Raw genomic sequence first — 20,458 nt, 5'->3', positions numbered from 1 at the left:
CGACCCGGACGACAGGCATCCGGGCCGCCGCGGTCCGGAGGCACGGAGGCTGCACACGTGACGACCATGGCCGGCCCACGGGAACTCGAGTACCTCGCCGGTGTGACCGGAGCTATCAAGTCAGCGATCGAGTCGGTCATCGAGGGGAAGCCCGACGTGGTCGACCTCGCCGTCACGGTGCTGCTGGCCGAGGGCCACCTGCTGGTGGAGGACGTGCCCGGCGTCGGCAAGACGATGCTGGCCAAGGCGATGGCCCGGGCGGTCGACTGCTCGGTCAAGCGCATCCAGTTCACTCCCGACCTGCTGCCCAGCGACGTCACCGGTGTCAGCATCTACCGGCAGGAGCGGCACGACTTCGAGTTCAAGCCGGGCGCCGTGTTCGCGAACATCGTGGTCGGCGACGAGATCAACCGGGCCAGCCCGAAGACCCAGTCCGCCCTGCTGGAATGCATGGAGGAGCACCAGGTCACGGTGGACGGCGTCACGCACCGGCTGGAGTCCCCGTTCATCGTGGTGGCCACCCAGAACCCGGTCGAGATGGAGGGCACCTTCCCGCTGCCCGAGGCCCAGCGCGACCGGTTCATGGCCCGGGTCTCGATGGGTTACCCCTCGGCCAACGCCGAACTGGACATGCTCGGGCACCACGGCGAGCACGACCCGCTGGCCGTGGTCCGGCCGGCCTGCGACGCGAACACGGTGCGGTCGCTGATCGCGGTCAGCCGCGCGGTCTACGCCGCCGACGGCATCAAGGAGTACGTGGTCAACCTGGTCCGGGCCACCCGCTCGAACCCGGAGCTGCGCCTCGGTGCCTCGCCCCGCTCGGCGCTGCACCTGTTGCGGGCGGCCAAGGCGCGGGCGGCGATGAGCGGCCGCGGTCACGTGATCCCCGACGACGTGCAGGCCCTCACCCCACTGGTACTGGCCCACCGGCTGATGCCCAGCGCCGAGGCGCAGCTGGCCCGGCGCTCCCCCGCCGACGTGCTCACCTCGATCCTCGGCCAGGTCCCGGTACCCACGCCGCGCACCACGAGCAACGCCGCCTGGCCGACGTGAGGCCGGCGATCGCCCGGGCACGCGCGGCGCTGTCCGGGCTCACCACCCGGGGCCGGTCCTTCCTCTCCGCGGGCGTCGCCTCCGGCATCTGCGCGGTCGTGCTCGGCCGGCAGGACCTGCTCCGGATCGCGGTGCTGCTGCTGGTGCTGCCGCTGGCCTGCGTGTACATGCTCACCCGGGCGCACTACCGGATCGGCCTGACCCGCACCACCACACCGCCGCGGGTCTCGGTCGGCGCGCCGATGCGGATCCGGCTGGAGCTACAGAACCTGGCCTCGATGAAGACCCGGGTGCTGCTGGCGGAGGACCGGGTCCCCCCGGCACTGGGCGCTCCCCCACGCTTCGTGCTGGACCGGATGCCGGGTGGCCAGCGCGCCGCCGTCACCTATTCACTCACCGCCGCGGTGCGGGGCCGCTACCCGATCGGGCCGTTGCGGCTGCGGGTCACCGACCCGTTCGGGATGTGCGAGCTGACCCGCTCGTTCACCGGCAACGACCACGTGGTGGTGGTGCCCCGGCTGTACCCGCTGGTGCCGTTGACCGCCGGCGGCACCTGGGGCGGCGCCGGCGACTCGCTGGCCCGCGCGGCCGCCGTCAGCGGTGAGGACGACATCGCCACCCGGGAGTACCGGGAGGGCGACGACCTGCGCCGGGTGCACTGGCGCTCCACCGCCAAGCGCGGCGAGCTGATGGTGCGCCGGGAGGAACAGCCCCGGCAGATGCGCGCCACCGTGCTGCTCGACACCCGGGCCCGGGCGCACCGCGGCGACGGGCCGGGCTCCTCGTTCGAGTGGGCGGTCAGCGCCGCCGCCTCGATCGCGGTGCACTTCGCCGAGGAGAAGCACGGCATCCGGCTGCTGCTCGACGGCTCACCGGCCGGCTGGTCCAACCCGCACTCCGGCGAGGCCTCCGGCGAGTTGCTGGAACGGCTCGCGACCGTGCAGGCCGGCGAGGACGACGCACTCGACGACGCACTCGCGGTGCTGCACCGGGCCGGCAGCGACGGCCTGGTGATCGCGGTGCTGGGCGACCTCGACGAGTCGGCGGCCCTGAAACTGGGTGAGTTCGGCCTGGCCGGGCGGGCCGGCATCGCGATCCTGCTGAACACCCCGGAGTGGTCGGCCGGTTCGGTGCGGGGCCCGCAGGAGAGCCGGCGCCGGCTGATCGGGATGCTGCGCGGTGGTGGCTGGGCCGTCGTGGAGGCGCACCCGCAGCAGACCGTCTCGGACGTCTGGAACAGCGCGGCGGGCAACGTGGTCCAGGCCGACCCGGCGGTGGGTGCCGGATGACGCGGGCCGCCGGTCCCGCGGGTGCCCCCGGGCACAGCTTCGGCGACTATGAATGGATTCCGAACGCTTCGGCCGAGGGCTTGGGACGGTTGTTACGGTCATGACGAACGGTTCCGACGAGCGGATGGCGGTCACGGCCGCCTGCGCGAGCCTGGTGGCAGCGCTCACCCTGGCCCCTCTGATCCAGGGAGTGACCTGGCTCTTCGCGGCGGCCATCATGGTGCTGACCGTGATGGTGTCCGGCATCGTCGGGCGCCAGCTGGCCCGCGGCTGGTGGCCCGCGGTCATCGGCCTCCAGGCCGTGCTGCTCTTCCTGGCGGTCGTCGTGCTGTTCGCGCGCGGCCAGATCGCCAACCCGCCGGGCGCCGTCAGCATGCTCACCGACCTGCTGAGCGCCGGTCTCGACGTGACCCAGAGCCAGTCGCCTCCGGTCGAGTCCGCCCGTGGCATCGTGCTTCTCGCGGCCGGCGGGACCGGGGTGGTGGCGCTGGCCGTCGACGTCCTGGCCACCTCGTTCCGGCAGCCCGCCCTGGCCGGGCTGCCGTTGCTGGCGATGTACTGCGTGCCCGCCGCTCTGCTCGACGACGGCCTGCCCTGGTACCTGTTCCTGGTCGCGGCCGCCGGGTTCCTGCTGCTGCTGTCGGCCGACGCCGGTGACCGGGTGCGGGCCTGGGGCCGGGTGCTGGCCTCGGCCGGCGAGCGCTCGTCGCGCACCGCGGGTGACACCGCCCTGGCCCGGGGCGGGCGGCGGGTGGCCGCGGCCGCCGTGGTCACCGCGGTGGCGGTGCCGGCCCTGATCCCGGGTCTGGACAGCCAGTTGCTGGGCGGCGGGGACGGCGACGGCGGGTCGGGCGGCACGGTGATCACCCGGATCAACCCGATCCTCGACATGCGCCGCGACCTCAACGACCCGGTCGACACCGACCTGCTGAAATACACCACCACCGTCGCCGAGCCGGCCCCGCTGCGGATCGTCACCGACGACGAGTACGACGGCAAGACCTGGAAGCCGAGCGAGAACGAGTTCCAGCGCGCCAACAACATCGAGAACGGCCTGCCGTCGGCGCCCGGTCTCACCTCCGCGGTGCAGACCGAGGCCGCCACCAGCGACATCGAGATCTACCAGCTGCGGGAGAACTACCTGCCGCTGCCCTACCCGGCGCAGCAGATCAGCGGGCTGAACGGGGAGTGGCTGTACGACCCGGAGACGCTGAACGTGCTGGGCCGCAACGTGACCACCACCAAGGCCAACTACACGGTGGAGTTCGCCGAGGTCACCCCGACCGCGCAGCAGCTGGCCGACGCCGGGGCGCCGCCCGACGACATCGTGGAGAAGTACACCGCGCTGCCCGACGACATGCCTGCCGTGATCGAGAAGACGGCCCGGCAGGTGGCCGGCACCGGCACCGAGTACGAGCAGGCCGTGCGGCTCCAGGACTGGTTCCGGGTCAGCGGCCGGTTCACCTACAACACCCAGGCCCCGGCCAGCAAGAACGGCGACGGCAGTGCCCAGGCGATCGTGGACTTCCTGGACAGCAAGGAGGGCTACTGCGTGCACTACGCCTCGACGATGGCCGTGATGGCCCGTCAGCTGGGCATCCCGGCCCGGGTCGCGGTGGGCTTCCTGCCCGGCAGCGTGCAGACGGAAGACACCCGGATCATCTCGTCGCGGGACGCGCACGCCTGGCCCGAGCTGTACTTCCAGGGCGTCGGCTGGGTGCGTTTCGAGCCGACCCCGCGCAGCGGCCAGGCCGCGCCGGACTGGACCGTCCCGCCGTCCACCGGCAACGACGGCCAGACCGACGACAGCACCACCACGACCACGGAGCCGGAGACCGAGGAGAACGGCGCGTCCGCCAGCTCCGAGGCGGAGGTACCCGACGAGCAGGCCGCGGCGGCCGACGCGCAGTCGTCCGGCGGTTTCAGCCTTCCCTGGCAGCCGTTCGTGCTGCTGCTGGTCGTGCTGCTCGCTCTGGCCACGCCCCGCGCGGCCGCGTCGGTCGCCACCCGGCGGCGCTGGCGCACCGCCCGCGGCGCTCCCGGTCTGGCCGCGGCGGCCTGGGACGACCTGCGGCTGGGACTCAGCGATCTCGGGGTGCGATGGGCCGCGTCGTGGACGCCGCGGGCCGTGCGGCAGCGGCTGAACGACGACTACCGGCTCACGACGGAGCAGTCCGCCGCCCTGGACCGGCTGGTGGAGGAGCTGGAAGAGGCCTTCTACGCGCCGCCGTCCGACGATCCGGGCCGCCCGGCCGCGGACCGGCGGCAGGACGTGGCGCTGGTGGTCTCCGCGGTCGCGGTGCAGAAGTCGGCCCGGACCCGGCGGCGGGCGCGGCTGTGGCCGGCGTCGGGCATCACCGCCCTGTCCGGGGCCGCCGCGTCGATCACGGCGCGGTTCCGGAAGGGATCGTCGTCCACCATTGAGAAGAACGGGCCCGGGGAGCAGCAGCCGCGACAGAAGGCGGACAGCGGCGCCCACTGATCTTCGGTGCCGGGCGCTGATCCGGCAGAACAACGGTGCCCGGTGTCCCAGGTCTTCTGGGGCACCGGGCACCGTTGTGGAGCCACGTGGTTCGTCAGAACTGAGGACGACGGTGGTCTGCCGCCCTCGTCCATCAGCAAACAGCGCTAGGCGGCGCCGCGTGACTGCGGTACCGCCTTCATGAAACCGTGCATTCAGCTTGTCGGCCCCGCTGGGCGGGGCCCCTTGCCATCAAGCATCTTTCATGTGGTGCTGTTGCTGAACCGGGATCAGCGTTCGTCCCGGCGACGGTCCCAGCGCTGTTCCAGACGCTGCATGAAGCTGGCCTTGCTGCGGTTGCGCTTCACGGGGGGACGGACGGCACCGGCCGCATTGACAACGCCTACTGGACCTCTGCGCTTGCTGGACACGGCATAGGCCGTACCACCCAGCATGCAGACGAAGCCGAGCACCCCGATCGGGATGTTGTTGTTGGCCACGCCAAAGACGAGCACTACGAGCCCGAGCACGATACCCGTGCCCCCAATAGCAAGCCGCCGACCGGCCCCTGGCCGTCGGTTGGCGCCACGCATTGCCGAGGCGAACTTCGGATCCTCGGCATAGAGCGCGCGCTCCATCTGCTCAAGCAGACGCTGCTCGTTATCGGAGAGCGGCACTTCGACCTCCTGACGGTCACACCGGTCGTTCCACATGCGTTCCGGCGATGGTCACAGAATAGGTCGCACTCGCCTACCGCGAAAGCCGATCGGCTATCCCACCCGGATGGTCTCCCCATTCTCGGCCATCCGGATGTCTCCCTTGATACCGGAGGGGGTCGTAGGCGTGGCCGGAACGGGGGGTGCGGCGCTGCCCGGGTGCGTCCGCCGGTGACCGCGGACGGGCATCCGCGCGATCCTCCGGAGGGGTGACCAGACTGGCCGGCCGGACCGCGCCCGGGCCGAACCGGGCGCTGGCACGGTCCACCGCGCGCTCGGCCTCCCGCCACCCCGCGGGACGCTCGTCCAGGGTCGGCTGGTGGTGTCCTGAGGAGGCTTCGGTCAGTCCCTCCAAACGCACTCCCACCAGCCGTAACCGGGCCCGGTCCAGCCCCAGCCGGCGGTACAGTCCGAGCGCCGTGGTGTGCACCACCCGGGCCACGTCGGTGGGCTCGGGCAGGGTGCGGGAGCGGGTGATCGTGGTGAAGTCGGCGAACCGGATCCGGATCACCACGGTGCGCCCGATCAGGCCCGCCGACCGGGCCCGCGCCGCCACCCGCTCGCTGAGCCGGAGCAGCTCGCGACCTATCACCTCGGGGTCGTCGGTGTCTGTGCGGAAAGTCTCTTCGGCGCCGATGCTCTTCTCCGGCCGGACGGGCACCACCGGTCGGGGGTCCCGTCCCCAGGACAGGTCGTGGAGCTGACCGCCCACCGCATCGCCGAGCGCCCGGCGCAGGGTGGCCGCCGGGGTGTGGGCGATGTCGGCGACGGTCACCAGGCCGAGCCGGCGCAGGGCCTCCTCGGTCTTCTCCCCCACGCCCCACAGCGCTCCGGCCGGCAGGCCGTGCAGGAACGCGACCGTGTCGTTGCGGGGCACCACGAGGACGCCGTCCGGCTTGATCCGGGTGGAGGCGAGCTTGGCCACGAACTTGGTCGTGGCGATACCCACCGAGCAGGTGATCCGCTGCTCGTCGGCGATCCGGTCGCGGATCAGGGCGGCGATCCGCGACGGTGTGCCCGTCCTGCGTACCGCGCCGGAGACGTCGATGAAGGCCTCGTCCAGGCTCAGCGGCTCGACCAGGTGGGTCACCGAGCGGAAGACCTCCATCACCCCGCGGGAGACCTCGGCGTACCGGTCGTGGTCGGGCTGGATCACCACTGCCTCCGGGCAGAGCCGCCGGGCCCGGCCCATCGGCATCGCGGCGTGGACGCCCGCGCGCCGGGCCTCGTAGGTGGCCGAGAGGACGACCGACCGGCCGCCCCCGCCCACGATCACCGGGGTGCCCCTCAGGTGCGGGCGGTCGATCAGTTCCACCGAGGCGAAGAAGGCGTCCATGTCGGCGTGCAGGATCGTGCAGCCGGCGTCGTCGGGCTTGCCGAGGCTGTCGTCGGCTTTGCCGAGGCTGCCGTCGGCTTTGCCGGGGCCGCCGTCGGCTTTGCCAGGGCCGCCGTCGGCTTTGCCAGGGCCGCCGTCGGGCTTGCCAGGACTGCCCTCGGGCTGGCCGAGGCTGCCCGGGCTGTCGGTGCCGGTGTCGCTGCCGGGGTGTCGCTGCCGGGTCACTGCCCGGAACTTCCCGGGCTGGAGTGCCAGAGCTTGCGGGGTGGCTGTCTTCGGCGCTCCTCCTCCCTACGCCGGTGCTCCTGCCCGGCGGTCTCCTGCATCCGGCGGGTCTCCCGGGTGTCGCCGCCCGGGGGACGGAGATCGGCGTAGGGCGACTGCCGATAACCGCTGGGGTGCACGAGCACCCGGCGGGTGAGGGTGGAGGGGGCCGGGTCTTCTGGCCGGTCCGGGTCTTGCGGGTGGCTCGTTCCGGCGGCGTTCGGCAGGAGCGATCCGGGATGGGCGCCGTCGCCCTGCCGGCCCCGGTGGTCGCGGCCCGGCGTGCCGGGGACGGGCAGACCGGAGCTGCCACGGTCGCCGCTCGGCAGACCGGTCGGTGTCTCCCAGTCCGTGGTTTCCGCGCCGGGAAGGGCACCGTCGTCTCGGCTGGTCCCCAGCACCCGGCCGGGGGTCTGACCACCCACGTCCGCCGGAACCACGCCGGCGTGGAAGGCGGCGGCCGGCAGCCCGGACGGCAGGGGCCGCCGGGCGGGAGGTTCGTCGGCGTGCAGGATCTCCAGCACCCCGGTCAGCCCGGACTCCGTCCAGGCCTCCCAGAGCACGGGCAGTTCCCAGGCTCCGGTGGCACGCAGGGACACCCCGCGCCGGCCGGTCTTGCGCAGCACGCCCCGCACCACCAGCAGCCAGGAGTGGAACACCGTGCCCGCGTAGGGACCCTGGACGTCTTCGAAGAAGGTCGCGTCCACCGGGCCGGTGGAGTCGTCGAGGGTGAGGAAGACCACCCGCCTCCCGGTGCGGATCGGCGGGGTCTGGGTGGCCACCTTCACTCCCGCGACCAGGATCTCGGCCCGGCTGCGGCGGCCGCGGACGTCGCGGGCCCGGGTCACCGCGAGCGCCGTCAGCATCGGTTCGTAGAACTCGAGCACGTGCCGGCTCGCGTCCAGTCCCAGCACCTCCAGTTCGGCGCGGGTGCGCTCGGCGCCGGTCATCTCCGGCAGGCCGCTCGGGACGATCCGGTCCGGGGCGTCGCCGAGATCCAGTGCGAGCTGAACGGACTGATCGGCCGCGGCGACCACCGGCGCGGCCGACCGGGCCTGCCGGCCGGCCGCGCCGCGGACGCCGCTGCTGTCCTCACCCCAGCCGGTGCCCTCCCTGTCGGCGGTGCTGCCCGCCCGGGGCCCGGCGGTCATGGCGTCGGGAGTCCTGCTGTTGCGGATGCCTCTGCGCCGGGGTCTGCCGTTCTCGAGTGATCGGCTCCAGCGCTCCAGATCGGCGAGCTGGAGCAGGAGGTCACGACGGGTGGTGCGTCCCCGGGACTGCACCGGCAGCGCATCGCTCAGGCCGTAGATCGCGTCGAAGGCGCCGGTGATGACCAGCCGTTCCACGACGGGCCGGGAGGTCTGCGCCCGGTGCCAGAAGTCGGCCAGGGACTGGTAAGGCCGGTTCGCGACGATCCGCTGCACCTCGGCCTCGCTGATTCCCTTGACCTCGGCCAGGGCCAGCCGGATGCCGTATCCGCTGCCGTCGGGCAGGACGGGCTGGTGGACGGCCGGGGTGGGCCGGGCCGCCGGTTCCGCGGAAAGAGGCTGCGCGATCATGGCTTTCGTCGGATCGGGAATGGCAGTCGGCGCGGAACCGCTGCCGGACGCGGAGCACGCGTGCTCGGCGCACAGGGAGACGTACTCCGTCTCCGGGTTCTCCGGGTTCTCCGGGTTCTCCGGCTCCGGGGTGAGCCTCTCCACCCGGTACGTGCTGTCCGAGCGATTGACGTCGAGCGGGAGCACCCGGATGCCGAAGTTGCGGGCGTCGTCGAGGATCAGGCGCTTGGGGTACATGCCGGGGTCGTGGGTGAGCACGCCGGCGATGAAGGCCGCCGGGTGGTGGGCCTTCAGCCAGGCCGACTGATAGGTGGGCAGGGCGAACGCCGCCGCGTGGGCCTTGCAGAAGCCGAACGAGGCGAAAGCCTTGAGCACCGCCCAGATCCGGTCGATCGCGTCGGCGTCGAAAACCCGCTCACCGTCAGTGGTGCGGCACCGTGCGGCATGCTGCCGGAACCACTTCTCGTTGCTCTCCTGCCGCGCGGAGACCCCCATGGCCCGGCGGAACTCGTCGGCCTCGGCCAGATCGCAGCCGGTGGCGATGCTGACGATCTGGAGCACCTGCTCGTGGAAGACGACCACGCCGCAGGTGTCTTCGAGCACCGGGCGCAGGGCCGGGTGCAGGTACTCGGGTTCGTCCCACCGCTGCCGGGCACGCAGGAACGGTGTGACCATGTCGGACTTCACCGGTCCCGGCCGGAACAGCGAGATGTCGATGATCAGGTCGTGGAAGGTCTCCGGCGCGAACTTGCCCACCAGCTCGCGCTGGCCGGGCGACTCGATCTGGAAACACCCGAGCGTGCGGGTGCTCTGGATCAGCGAGAAGGTGGCCGGGTCGTCGTGCGGCACGGCGTCGAGATCGATCAGGCCGGTCCCGTCGAGGTAGTCCGCCGCCGGGTCGTGATGACCGGCTGCCGCGGCCTCCGGGCCGTCCACCCGGGCGACCTCACCGATCGCGTAGGACATGGCGGACTGCATGCGGATGCCGAGAAGGTCGAGCTTCAGCAACCCGAGCGACTCGACGTCGTCCTTGTCGAACTGGCTCATCGGGAAACCCATCCAGCTGGCCTCCACCGGTGTGCGGTCGAGCAGGCCGCCGTCGGAGATGAGGACCCCGCAGGGGTGCAGCGCGATGTGCCGGGGCAGTCCGTCGAGCCGCTCCACCAGGTCGAAGAGCAGCCCCAGCCGCGGATGGCCGAGCCCGGAGGCCCGTAGTTCGGGCAGCTCGGCGATGGCCGACCGCACGTCGCGGGCCCGAATGTGCGGGAAGGCCTTGGCGATGGTGTCGATCTCGCCCGGCGGCATGCCGAGCGCGCCTCCGACGTCCCGGATCGCGTGCCGGGCCCGGTAGGTGTCCATCATCGAGACACAGCTGACCCGGTCGCCCCCGAAGACGTCGAGCAGTTTCTCGTACACCTCGGTGCGCCGGTGCGACTCGACGTCCAGGTCGACGTCGGGCAGCTGGGTGCGCAGCCGGGTGACGAAGCGCTCCATCAGCAGGTCGTGCCGGAGCGGGTCCACCCCCGAGATGCCGAGCAGGTAGTTGATCAGGCTGCCGGCCCCGGACCCCCGGGCCGCGACCCGGACGCCCATCCTCCGGATCAGGTCGCACACGATGGCGATGGTGAGGAAGTAGATGGGGATGCCGAGGAACCGGACGAGGCCCAGCTCCTCCTTCAGCCGCTGCTCGATGCGTTCTCGTTCGTGCCTGCCCGCCCGCGGGTAACGGACATGGACCTGCGCACGACAGCGTTGCTCCAGCTCGGCGTCGCCGTCCTTGTCGCCCAGTCCGAGCACCTCCGGCTCGGGCAGGTGGGCCCGCCCGAGCTGGAGTTCGTTCTCCGCGTTCATCAGGCACCGTGAGGCCAGCGAGGCGGTCAGCCGGAGCATCTGCCCCGCTGCCCCGAGATCGCCTGCCGCCTCGGCGATCTCGTGCGCCCGCAGGGTCATCTCGGCGTCGCCGGCGAGGTAGCCCTCGTTGGTGGTGCGATCGAGGTGCCGGGAGTCGATGGCGACCAGCCGGCGGGCAGCGTCGAGCACGTCGACCGTGACCGCGCCGTCGCGCGTGGCGTGCCGCACGGCGTTGGTGAGGACGACGGGCACCCCGGCCCGCCTGGCCAGGTTCAGCATGCGCGCCGCATGACCGAGGCTGGCCGGAGCCCCCTGCGGACCGCGGTGATGAACGATCTCCACGGCGAGGCAGGCCGGCGGCAGCAGGCCGCGCCAGTGCTCCAGCACGGCCAGGGCCAGGTCGGCCCGGCCGGCGAGGACGGCACGGCCGTACTCCGAGTCCGGACCGAGCAGCACGGTGAGCGCGGGAGTGCCGTCGAGCTGGGCGTGTTCGGCGATCAGGTCGACGGTGCCGACCGGACGGCTCCGTTCGCCCCGCAGTTGGGTGGCGGTGACCAGCCGGCACAACCGCCCCCAGCCCTGGCCCGGTTGCAGTCCGCTGCCGGGGCCGGAGGCGAGCGCCAGCACGGTGACCCGGGGAAGACGAGGGTCCACGCTGGCGCCGCCCCGCACCGGCACCCGGCGAGCGGGTTCCGGCAGATCCCGGACGGTTCTCACGATCGGCCCCCGCCGACGGCCGTCGGGCGAAAGCACTTTTTCCACAGCCAGGTTCACCCCGACAGCCGGTGTGATACCGGCGCGCCGGCAGGCATGGACGAACTTGATCGTGCCGTACAGCCCGTCGCGGTCGGTCAGGGCGAGGGACGTCAGGCCCTGGGCGACGGCCTGCTCGACCAGCTGTTGCGGGTCGGACGCGCCGTACCGGAGTGAATACCCGGAGGCGACGTGCAGATGGGTGAAGGAGTGCGGCATCTCGTGGTCATTCGCAGCTCGGCAGGGTCATCGGCAGAACCTGCTGGTAGGGCAGGCCGAGCGTGGACTCGACCAGATGATGGAACGCCTCGGCGTCACGCAGGAGATCGTCGGCCTCGGCCGCGCTGACGACGCCGGTACGGCCTGCGTCGATCGCGGCCCGCCGGGACGCGGTGGAGGCGAAATAGGCCGCCCATTCGCCCAGTTCGGGGGCGACCCGGGGCAGGACCTCCCAGACGCTGCGGGGGCCGCCCCGGCCTCCCGGACGGCTGCGGACGGCGAGGACCGCGGCCGCCGCCCGCAGAGCGGCGAGGTGAGCGGTGACGTAGCGCTCCGAGGCGGTGCGCGCGGCGCAGGCCTGGCGGAGTCCGGAGTGGGAACGGTCGAGCAGCATCCGGGCCGCGGTCGAGACGGGCGGCCGGGCCAGTGTGGTCGCCGACATGTCGGCCTCCTCATGGGCAGGACGTTCAGGACGTTCGGACGGACGAGCGGGAGTCGCCCCGGTGGCCCCCACCGGGGATCCGGTGCCGGGCACAGCCGGTCTGAGGGGCTGCAACGGAGGAGGCGCCGATCGCGGCGCGGGATTCGAGGATGTGGCCCGGGAGGGACCAGCCTCCGGAGAAGGCTTTCCGGAACTCGCTGAACCAGAGGACTTTCCGGGCTCCACCATACGGATCACCCCCGGAGCCGCGGGCGATCAGTCGGCGACCTGGAGCAGTCGCCAGGAGTCCGCCGACGGATTCACGGCCGGCGTGTACGAGAGGTCGTACACCCCGGCGCCGAAGGCCCGCCCGGTGCTGGCCTCCACCCGCCAGACCTCACACTCGCTGTCGACGGGATGTTCACGGCCCGCTTCGGGCCAGGCCGTACTTCCCTGTTTATCAGGCTCTTCCGAGGTTTTCGCCCTGCACGACCAGTCCGGGACGGGGCCGGGCACACCGCCGGGCATTTCACCGGACGAACCCGCGGAGCCGCCGGACCAGACCGCGAAGGACGGCCTCTCGTGTGCCGGGGGACGGTCGTCCGCCCAGCTCTCCCCGTGCAGCGCCCGGGCAGCCGCGGTGGACCACCAGTCGCGGCGCTCACGCCAGTGGCCGAGCACTTCACGCACCACATAGAGACGCCCGCGCCAGAGGAAGGCCATCGGTGCGTCTCCCGTTTCCTGAACGACCCGGACATCGACCAATTCGCTCACCCGACGAGCCATTTCGTTAAACACCTACGCTTCCCGCTACCGCTGCCGACTGGAATCCGACGTGCCGACTGATACCTGACGCTGAACCGGAAGACCACACTAAAAGCCGTGCGGGACAACCGGGCCCGGGGGAAGACGGGCGGTCACCGGCCCGTGGATCCCCCCGGTTCCACGGGCCGGTGCAAAGTGACACCGGGACGGCCGATGACGAGGTGGGGTCGAGGTCACCTCGTCACCGACCTACTCACCAGGGACAGCCGGCGCGCTGCGATCCCGACGAGCCCATTCGAACAAATGTTCGAACGATTCGAATGTACACCGGTGTCCTGGGAGCGCGTCAACCGCAGATGCGGCGCCGTTACGACGACGCTCGGCATCCGCACATCTACGGATGGTGAACCGTGGCGGCGGCGCGAGAACCTACGGCGCGCGCCATCCGAACGGGGCCGCGGAGGGCTGCGGCAGACCCTGGACCGCCCGGTCCAGGCGGGCCGACCACCAGGCCCTGCGCTCGGGGTCGACCATCTCCACCGCGGCCGTCCGGGCCGGGTCGGGAACCGGGGCGGTCCGCGGAACCCGGATGAATCCCTGTTCCGGGCGCAGCGAGAAGCCGGGCCGGACGACGTCCTCAAGAAACAACGAAACCGTGCCCAGCCCGCAGGCGAACGGCAGCTCGGGGAGAGACGCGGCCAGCGCCACCTGGGCAGCCAGGCCGACGCTGGTCTCCAGCGCCGAGGAGACCACACAGGGCAGTCCGGTCGACTCCGCGACCTCCAGCGCCCGCCGCACCCCACCGAGCGGGGTGCACTTGATCACCGCCACGTCCGCGGCCTCCCCCAGCGCCACCCGGGTGGGATCGGCCGCCTGCCGGATGGACTCGTCGGCGGCGATCCGGACGTCCACCCGACGGCGCACCTCGGCCAGTTCCTCGACGGTGCGGCAGGGCTGCTCGGCGTACTCCAGCTCGCCCGCGGCACGGGCCAGCAGGCGTAGCGCACGGACGGCCTCGTCGGCGTCCCAGCGCATGTTCGCGTCCACCCGGACCGCCCCGGACGGCCCCAGCGCGGAACGCACGGCCTCCACCCGGGCCAGGTCCTCCGCCAGGGAACCAGGGCGGTCGGCCACCTTGACCTTCGCCGTGGAACAGCCGGACGCCGTCACCAGTTCGGCGGCGCGCTCCGGGGTGACGGCCGGGACGATGCAGTTCACCGGGATCCGGTCGCGGACCGGCTCGGGCCAGCCGACGGTGCAGGCCTCGACCGCCGTGGCCAGCCAGCGGGAGGCGATCGCGTCGTCGTACTCGGGGAACGGGCAGAACTCCCCCCAGCCGTGAGGACCGGCCAGCAGCACCCCCTCCCGCACGGTGATCCCGCGGAACCGGTCGGTCATCCCGATCGCATAGGGCACCACCTGGGGCCGGGTCTCTGCCGTCACCTGGGCAGATTACGCCCGGGCCAAGACTGTCGGTGGGGCCGCGTAGGGTTGCGGCAGTCGATAGGGAGAGACAGACGGGAGGTGCGGCGGGCATGACCTACGTGGTGCTCACCGTCTGGGGCGTGTCACTCACCCGGCTGCCGTCCGCGCTGCTCCGGATGGGGTTCGACCGTCTTTCCCTGCGTTCCGTGCCCGGGCTCCGGTTCGCCAAACTGCTCGGCACCGGCGACGGGCGCACGTTCACCCTCCGCGACGCCGACCCGCGGCACTGGGGCCTTCTCACCGTCTGGGAAAGCCCGGAGCACGCCGCCGCCTTCGCGGCCGGCGGGGTGCACCGTCGCTGGAGCGACATCGCCGCCGAGCGTCTCGAGATCACGATGAGCCCGCTCTCCAGTCGTGGTCGCTGGGCACGCACCGAACCGTTCGGGGCGCCGGCCGGGCGTCCGATGACGGACGACGCGGCGGTCGCCTCGATCACCCGCGCGCGCCTGCGGCCCACCCGTGCGCTGTCGTTCTGGCGGGCCGTGCCACCGGTCTCCGCCGACCTGTCGTCGGTCGCCGGCCTGGAGCTGGCGCTCGGCATCGGTGAGGCACCGATCGGGCTCCAGGGCACGTTCTCGCTGTGGCGCTCCACCGCCGCGCTCACCGATTTCGCCTACCGCAGGCCCGTCCACGTCGACGTGGTCCGCCGCACCGATCCCGAACGCTGGTACGCGGAAGAGCTCTTCGCCCGGTTCGCCGTGCACTCAGTGACCGGCACGCTGGGCGGTTTCCGGGCGGACTCGATCGGCACCCTCACCCCGCTGCCCGAAGACACCACGGGATCGGGGTGGAACCGATGAGCGCGCAGGCCGCGTCCCCCGACGTTCCCGGCCGGATGGTCATCGGCCTCCTGATGGCGGGTGTGCTCACCCAGATTAGTTATCCGCTGCTGTCGGGCGCCGCCCTCCAGGTGGTCACGGTCGCCAGCGTGCTGCTGCTGACCGCGGCCGGGGTGCTGCACGCGGCCCTGCGCTGGAGTCCCGGGCACGCCGTGCTGCTGGTTCTGGTGGCGGGCGGCATCGGGCTGGCGGCCGAGACCGTCGGCGTGCACACGGGTTACCCGTTCGGCGAGTACCTCTACACCGACCGGCTGGGCCCACGGATCGCCGGGGTGCCGGCCCTGGTCCCGATCGCCTGGACGATGATCGCCTATCCGGCCCTGCTGCTGGGTCGTCGCCTGGCCGCCCGGCCGGGCGCACGTTCCGGGCGGCTGCTCACGACCGCGCGCACCGCTCTGGTCGGCGGAATCGCGCTGGGCTCCTGGGACCTCTACCTCGACCCGCAGATGACCGCCCAGAACGCCTGGCGTTTCGCTCATCCGCACCCGGGTCTGCCTGGTGTGCCGGGCATTCCGCTGACGAACTTCGCGGGCTGGTTCCTGGTCGCGGTGGTGATGATCGCCGCGCTCGACCTGACTCTGCCGGCCCGGCCGGCCCGGCGGGAGAACTGGGAGTGGCCCGCGGCATCGGTCCTGGCCTGGACCTGGCTCGGGTCGGCGGTGGCCAACCTGTTCTTCTTCGGCCGGCCGTGGGTGGCGCTCTACGGCGGGGTGGTGATGGGGCTGACCGTGCTGCCCTACCTGCTGCGGCTGATCCCGGCCCGCACCGGGCAGGCAGAAGAGCCGGCACACGACACGACGCACGACACGACGCAGGACGGCACCAGACACACGACGGCACGGATCGGCGGGGAACAGTGACGAAACGGGGAACGGCGCGCCGCGTCTGGCGGGGGCTGGTGCGGCTGGGCAGTCTGGCCGCGGCCGGGCTGACGGTACACACGGCGCTGAATCTGCGGGAGCTGCGCCAGCCCGCACACGACCCGGCGGAGACCGGCGAGCGGGTCACCGTGCTTCTGCCGGTGCGCGACGAGGCGGCCCGGGTGGCACCGTGCCTGGCCTCGCTGCTCGACCAGATCCGGGTTCCCGACCTGGAGATCGTCGTGATCGACGACGGCTCGACCGACGGCACGGCCGGGCGGGTGCGCGCCACCGCCGGCGACGACCCACGGGTGCGGGTGATCGACGCGGGCGAGCCGCCGCAGGGCTGGCTGGGCAAGCCGAACGCCTGCCACGCCGGGGCCGAGGTGGCGAGCGGATCGGTGCTGGTGTTCGTCGACGCCGACGTCCGGTTCTCCCCGCACGCCCTGGCCTCGGCCGTGAACCTGCTCAGAAAGCATGAACTGCAACTGGTCTCGCCGTACCCGCGGCAGCTGACCGGCAGCCCGGCCGAGCGGCTGGTGCAGCCGCTGCTCCAGTGGTCGTGGCTCACCACCCTGCCACTGGCCCTGGCCGAGCGCTCGCCGCGGGCCAGCCTGGGGGCGGCGAACGGCCAGTTCCTCGTGGTCGACGCCGAGGCCTACCGGGCGGCGGGCGGTCACGCGGCGCCGTCGGTGCGCGGGGCCGTGCTCGACGACCTCGCGCTGCTGCGGGCCGTGAAGGCGACCGGAGGCCGGGGCGGAGTGGTCGACGGCACCCGTCTGGCGGTCTGCCGCATGTACGGCAACTGGGCGGAACTGCGCGACGGCTACACCAAGTCGCTCTGGTCCGCCTTCGGTTCCAGGGCCGGCGCCGGGGCCGTGGTCGCCGGCCTGGGAATGGTCTACCTGGTTCCGCCCGTGGCGGCGCTGACCGGTTCGCTGACCGGCTTCGGTGGTTACCTGGCCGGGGTGCTGGGCCGTTACCTGGTGGCGGAACGCACCGGGGGCCGTTCGCTGCCCGACGCACTCGCGCACCCGGCGTCCGTCGCGGTGTTCGGCTGGCTCGTCTCCCGGTCGCTGGGCGCCCGGCGCCGCGGTGAGCTGTCCTGGCGCGGGCGGCCCGTCGGGGGCGGCGCCCGTCCGGTGGAAGGACACTGAGATGGCCAGGGTCGTGGTGGTCGGTGCCGGGCTCGGCGGGCTGTCGGCCGCGGCCCGGCTCGGGGCGCTGGGGCATCAGGTCACGGTGCTGGAACAGGCCGGGCAGATCGGGGGCAAGCTCGGGCTGCTGCGGCGGGAGGGATTCGGTTTCGACACCGGGCCCAGCCTGCTCACCCTGCCCGCGGTCTATCGCGACCTGTTCCTGAAGACCGGCGCGCCACTCGACGACGTGCTCGAGCTGGCACCGCTCGACCCGGCCTGCCACTACCGGTTTCCCGGCGGGCTCACCCTGGACGTCCCGAACGACGGGCCGACGGGCGTCTCCCGGGCCTGGGCCCAGGCCCTGGGCGAGCGGGCGGGGCAGGACTGGACGGCCTTCCACCGGCGCGCCACCCAGATCTGGGACCTGACCCGTAACCCCTTCCTGGAGTCCCCTCTCGACGGGGCGCGCACCCTGGCCGGGCTGGCGCGCCATCCCGCCGACGTGCGCACGGTGGCCCCGTGGCTCAGCCTGCGGGGGCTCGGCCGCAAGTACCTGTCGGCACCGGAACAGCGCATGTTCCTCGACCGCTACGCCACCTACACCGGCTCGGACCCACGCCGGGCGCCGGCCGCGCTGGCCACGGTGCCGTTCGTGGAGCACGCGTTCGGCTCCTGGTACATCCCCGGCGGCCTGTGGCAGCTCGGCGCCGCGATCGCCGACCGGGCGGTGTCACACGGGGTCAAGATCCGCACCTCCGCGCCGGTCGAGAGGGTGCTCGCCGCACCGAAGGTGGAGGGGGTGCGGCTGGAGAGCGGGGAAACCGTGCCCGCCGACGTGGTGGTCTCCGGGGTGGAGGCGGCCCACCTCTACCGCGATCTGCTGCCCGGGCCCGAGGGACGCGGGGCGCGACGGGCCCTGCGCAAGGCCTCCCCCTCGCTCTCCGGCTTCGTGATGCTGCTGGCCCTGCGTGGCCGCACACCCGGGCTGCGGCACCACACCGTCCTCTTCCCGGCCGACTACGACGCCGAGTTCGACCACGTGTTCGGCACCGGGCCCCAGGCCGGAAAGCCTTCCCCCGTGCCCGATCCCACGGTCTACGTCAGCGCGCCCGACGATCCGGCGCTGCGCCCGGACGACGACCACGAGGCCTGGTTCGTCCTCGTCAACGCCCCCCGCCATGAACCGGGCACCGGCCTGGACTGGAACGCCCCCGGACTCGCCGAGTCGTACGCCACGAAGATTCTGGCGGTGATGGCCTCCCGAGGCCTGGACGTGCGGGAACGCCTGCTCTGGAAGGAGATCCGCACCCCGGCGGACCTGGAACGCGACACCCGGTCCACCGGCGGGGCGATCTACGGCTCCAGCAGCAACGGTGCCCGGTCCGCGTTCCTGAGGCCGGCCAACCGCAGCCCGGTTCCCGGGCTGTTCCTGGTCGGCGGATCGTCGCACCCGGGTGGTGGGCTGCCCCTGGTGGGGCTGTCGGCCTCCATCGTCACCGACATGATCGGAAAGGCGTGACCGGTGGGCACACCCCGCCGGGAACCGGCGCCCCATCGGCAGGCAGGCGCCCGCACCGCACCAGCGGCCGGGCTAGCCCTCCGGGCCCCGCTCGTTGCCCAGCGCCCGCCGCACCGTGACCAGCAGCTGTCCCAGCCCGACCGCCCCGGCCAGCGTCATCACCACGGCCCCGCCGGTGGCCCAGGCCGAGTCCGGATAGATCCCGGCCGCCAGCAGGAACATCGCGGCCACCAGCACCCGGGTCGGGCGCTCCGACACGGTGACCACCCCGATCGAGGCCATCCCCCGGCGCCGGGCCCACGACCGGGTCAGCTCATGGGCCAGCCCCAGTCCCGCACCAGCGAGGCACCAGGGCCATGCCCCGCCGGCCAGCCAGAGGCACGCAGCGAAGCAGACCTCCGTGGTCCGGTCGCAGACCTGGTCCAGGCGGGCACCGGCGCGCGTCACCCGGGAGGCCCGCACGGCCACGGCCCCGTCCAGACCGTCGAGCAGGGCGGACAACCCGATCAGCGCCGCCGCCGGCACCGGCCACCGGCCACCGCCGCCGGCCGGCACCAGGGCCAGCACCCCCACCGCCAGCCCGGCCACGGTGATCAGGTTCGGCGAGACCCGCAGCGCCACCAGCGGCCCGGCCAGCAGATGCACGAAACGCAGCCAGATCCCGACGATCCCGGTCGGCGCCGCACCGCCGTGCAGGGCCGACCAGTCGCCGAGGTGACTCTCCACGCCACGTCCCCGGGAGGACGGGGGCGGGGGCACGGGCTCGTCGTCGTCCACTGTTGGAGGAAGACGCTAGACGCGCGCGGTGGTGAGCCCCAGGGCCTCGGCCACCTCGAGCGTGGCCGTCGAGCGGTTCATCGTGATGAAGTGCAGGCCCGGCGCCCCGCCGTCGAGCAGCGCCCGGGACAGCTCGGTGGCGATCCCGACCCCCACCTGCCGCACCGCCGCCGGCTCCCCGGCCACCGCGTGCAACCGGTCGACCACCCCGGGCGGCAGCGAGACACCGGTGAGCTCGGCGATCCGCTCGACCTGCTTCACGTTCGTCACCGGCATGACGCCGGGAATGATCGGGATGGTGCACCCCAGCGCGGCCGCCCGGTCGACCAGCTCGAAGTAGGCCTCCGGCCGGAAGAACATCTGGGTGATCGCGAACTGGGCCCCTGCCTCGGCCTTCATCGCCAGCACCCGGGCGTCCGCGTCCAGGTCGCTGCTGGCCGGGTGCACATCGGGGAAGGCGGCCACGCCGACACTGAAATTGCCCAGTTCACGCACCAGCGAGACGAGTTCGACCGCGTACCGCGGACCGCCCGGGTGCTGCACCCACTCGGCGCGCGGGCCACCGGCCGGGTCGCCCCGCACCACGAGCACGTTGCGCACGCCGGCGGCGGCGTAGTCGGCGATCACGCCCCGCAGGTCACTCAGGCTGGCGCCGACACAGGTCAGGTGGGCCATCGGGGTCAGCGTGGTGTCTTGCGCGATGCGCTGCGTGACCCGGGTGGTGCGGTCCCGGCTCGATCCACCGGCCCCGTAGGTGACCGACACGAACGTCGGGTTCAGAGGCTCCAGCCGCCGGATCGACTGCCAGAGCGTCGCCTCCGCCTCGTCGGTCTTCGGCGGGAAGAACTCGAACGAGATCGAGGGTCGCTTCGCCGCGATCAGGTCGCTCAGCCGGTCGTGCAGGGCGGGTCGCTCCGGAGCCATGGGCACGAGCTTACGGTTCCACCGCCGCCGACCCCAGGGGGCGGGCCACCAGGAGACGACGCCGGCCGCGCGAACCCGGCCAGGAGAACGAGATTCCAGGGACGAAGCGGCGCAGACCAGGACCCAGTACCCGGACCGAAGACCCTACCGACGGGCAACGGTGACGCAGACCTGAGAGGGTGGTCCCCCCGGCCCCCGACGGACCGGGCCCCACGCGTCCCCCCGACC

Annotated in this window: 15 protein-coding genes; 7 read left to right on the top strand and 8 right to left on the bottom strand. The window is 72.7% G+C overall.

The window, feature by feature from the left end:
• Positions 1 to 66 precede the first annotated feature (66 nt).
• The 3 genes from KIH74_RS19205 to KIH74_RS19195 all read left to right on the top strand — a co-directional run bounded on the left by KIH74_RS19205 (position 67) and on the right by KIH74_RS19195 (position 4,824).
• The gene (locus KIH74_RS19205) at positions 67 to 1,053 is read left to right on the top strand and encodes an AAA family ATPase (protein ID WP_214157424.1); all 987 of its coding nucleotides are present in this window, start codon (positions 67 to 69) and stop codon (positions 1,051 to 1,053) included.
• On the top strand, positions 1,050 to 2,342 hold the full coding sequence (locus KIH74_RS38755; RefSeq protein ID WP_214157349.1) for a DUF58 domain-containing protein: 1,293 nt from the start codon (positions 1,050 to 1,052) through the stop codon (positions 2,340 to 2,342). Before KIH74_RS19205 ends, KIH74_RS38755 begins: the two co-directional genes overlap by 4 nt.
• 100 nt (positions 2,343 to 2,442) lie before the next feature.
• Positions 2,443 to 4,824 carry a transglutaminase TgpA family protein gene (locus tag KIH74_RS19195; RefSeq protein ID WP_214157348.1) on the top strand — a complete coding sequence of 794 codons (2,382 nt, stop codon included), beginning with the start codon at positions 2,443 to 2,445 and terminating at the stop codon, positions 4,822 to 4,824.
• A 269-nt stretch (positions 4,825 to 5,093) separates the two neighbouring features.
• Here KIH74_RS19195 and KIH74_RS19190 read toward each other — a convergent pair whose 3' ends face one another.
• The 6 genes from KIH74_RS19190 to KIH74_RS19165 all read right to left on the bottom strand — a co-directional run bounded on the left by KIH74_RS19190 (position 5,094) and on the right by KIH74_RS19165 (position 14,130).
• On the bottom strand, positions 5,094 to 5,516 hold the full coding sequence (locus KIH74_RS19190) for an SCO2097 family morphological protein (protein ID WP_214157347.1): 423 nt from the start codon (positions 5,514 to 5,516) through the stop codon (positions 5,094 to 5,096).
• A gap of 37 nt (positions 5,517 to 5,553) precedes the next feature.
• The gene (dinB, locus tag KIH74_RS19185) at positions 5,554 to 6,855 is read right to left on the bottom strand and encodes a DNA polymerase IV (protein ID WP_214157423.1); all 1,302 of its coding nucleotides are present in this window, start codon (positions 6,853 to 6,855) and stop codon (positions 5,554 to 5,556) included.
• A 221-nt stretch (positions 6,856 to 7,076) separates the two neighbouring features.
• Complete coding sequence (locus tag KIH74_RS19180; RefSeq protein WP_214157346.1) at positions 7,077 to 11,501, bottom strand: DNA polymerase III subunit alpha; 4,425 nt, start codon at positions 11,499 to 11,501, stop codon at positions 7,077 to 7,079.
• A 7-nt stretch (positions 11,502 to 11,508) separates the two neighbouring features.
• Positions 11,509 to 11,943 (bottom strand): SAV_6107 family HEPN domain-containing protein, encoded by a 435-nt coding sequence (locus tag KIH74_RS19175; protein ID WP_214157345.1) that lies wholly within the window; start codon positions 11,941 to 11,943, stop codon positions 11,509 to 11,511.
• 255 nt (positions 11,944 to 12,198) lie between these two features.
• Positions 12,199 to 12,708 (bottom strand): DUF6504 family protein, encoded by a 510-nt coding sequence (locus tag KIH74_RS19170; RefSeq protein WP_246572621.1) that lies wholly within the window; start codon positions 12,706 to 12,708, stop codon positions 12,199 to 12,201.
• A 408-nt stretch (positions 12,709 to 13,116) separates the two neighbouring features.
• Positions 13,117 to 14,130, bottom strand: a complete 1,014-nt coding sequence (locus KIH74_RS19165; RefSeq protein ID WP_214157343.1) for an o-succinylbenzoate synthase — start codon at positions 14,128 to 14,130, stop codon at positions 13,117 to 13,119.
• 92 nt (positions 14,131 to 14,222) lie between these two features.
• Between KIH74_RS19165 and KIH74_RS19160 the strand changes: the two genes are divergently transcribed.
• The 4 genes from KIH74_RS19160 to KIH74_RS19145 are packed head-to-tail and all read left to right on the top strand — an operon-like array spanning position 14,223 to position 18,529.
• Positions 14,223 to 14,972: a monooxygenase gene (locus KIH74_RS19160; RefSeq protein ID WP_214157342.1), complete on the top strand. Its 750-nt coding sequence runs from the start codon at positions 14,223 to 14,225 to the stop codon at positions 14,970 to 14,972.
• Entirely contained in the window at positions 14,969 to 15,871 is a 903-nt protein-coding gene (locus KIH74_RS19155; protein ID WP_214157341.1) for a carotenoid biosynthesis protein, read from the top strand. The genes KIH74_RS19160 and KIH74_RS19155 overlap by 4 nt, the downstream gene beginning before the upstream one ends.
• The gene (locus KIH74_RS19150; protein ID WP_214157340.1) at positions 15,868 to 17,028 is read left to right on the top strand and encodes a glycosyltransferase family 2 protein; all 1,161 of its coding nucleotides are present in this window, start codon (positions 15,868 to 15,870) and stop codon (positions 17,026 to 17,028) included. The genes KIH74_RS19155 and KIH74_RS19150 overlap by 4 nt, the downstream gene beginning before the upstream one ends.
• 1 nt (position 17,029) lies before the next feature.
• Positions 17,030 to 18,529, top strand: coding sequence for a phytoene desaturase family protein (locus KIH74_RS19145; RefSeq protein WP_214157339.1), 1,500 nt, complete (start codon positions 17,030 to 17,032; stop codon positions 18,527 to 18,529).
• Between the two features lie 72 nt (positions 18,530 to 18,601).
• On the opposite strand, the gene KIH74_RS19140 is transcribed toward KIH74_RS19145, so the two are convergent.
• Both KIH74_RS19140 and metF read right to left on the bottom strand, forming a co-directional pair.
• Positions 18,602 to 19,255: a CDP-alcohol phosphatidyltransferase family protein gene (locus tag KIH74_RS19140; RefSeq protein ID WP_214157338.1), complete on the bottom strand. Its 654-nt coding sequence runs from the start codon at positions 19,253 to 19,255 to the stop codon at positions 18,602 to 18,604.
• Between the two features lie 66 nt (positions 19,256 to 19,321).
• Positions 19,322 to 20,230, bottom strand: a complete 909-nt coding sequence (gene metF / locus KIH74_RS19135) for a methylenetetrahydrofolate reductase [NAD(P)H] (protein WP_214157337.1) — start codon at positions 20,228 to 20,230, stop codon at positions 19,322 to 19,324.
• Positions 20,231 to 20,458 lie beyond the last annotated feature (228 nt).

The organism is Kineosporia corallincola, assembly GCF_018499875.1.
Taxonomy (GTDB): domain Bacteria; phylum Actinomycetota; class Actinomycetes; order Actinomycetales; family Kineosporiaceae; genus Kineosporia; species Kineosporia corallincola.
This window is presented reverse-complemented; position numbering and strand designations above follow the sequence as displayed.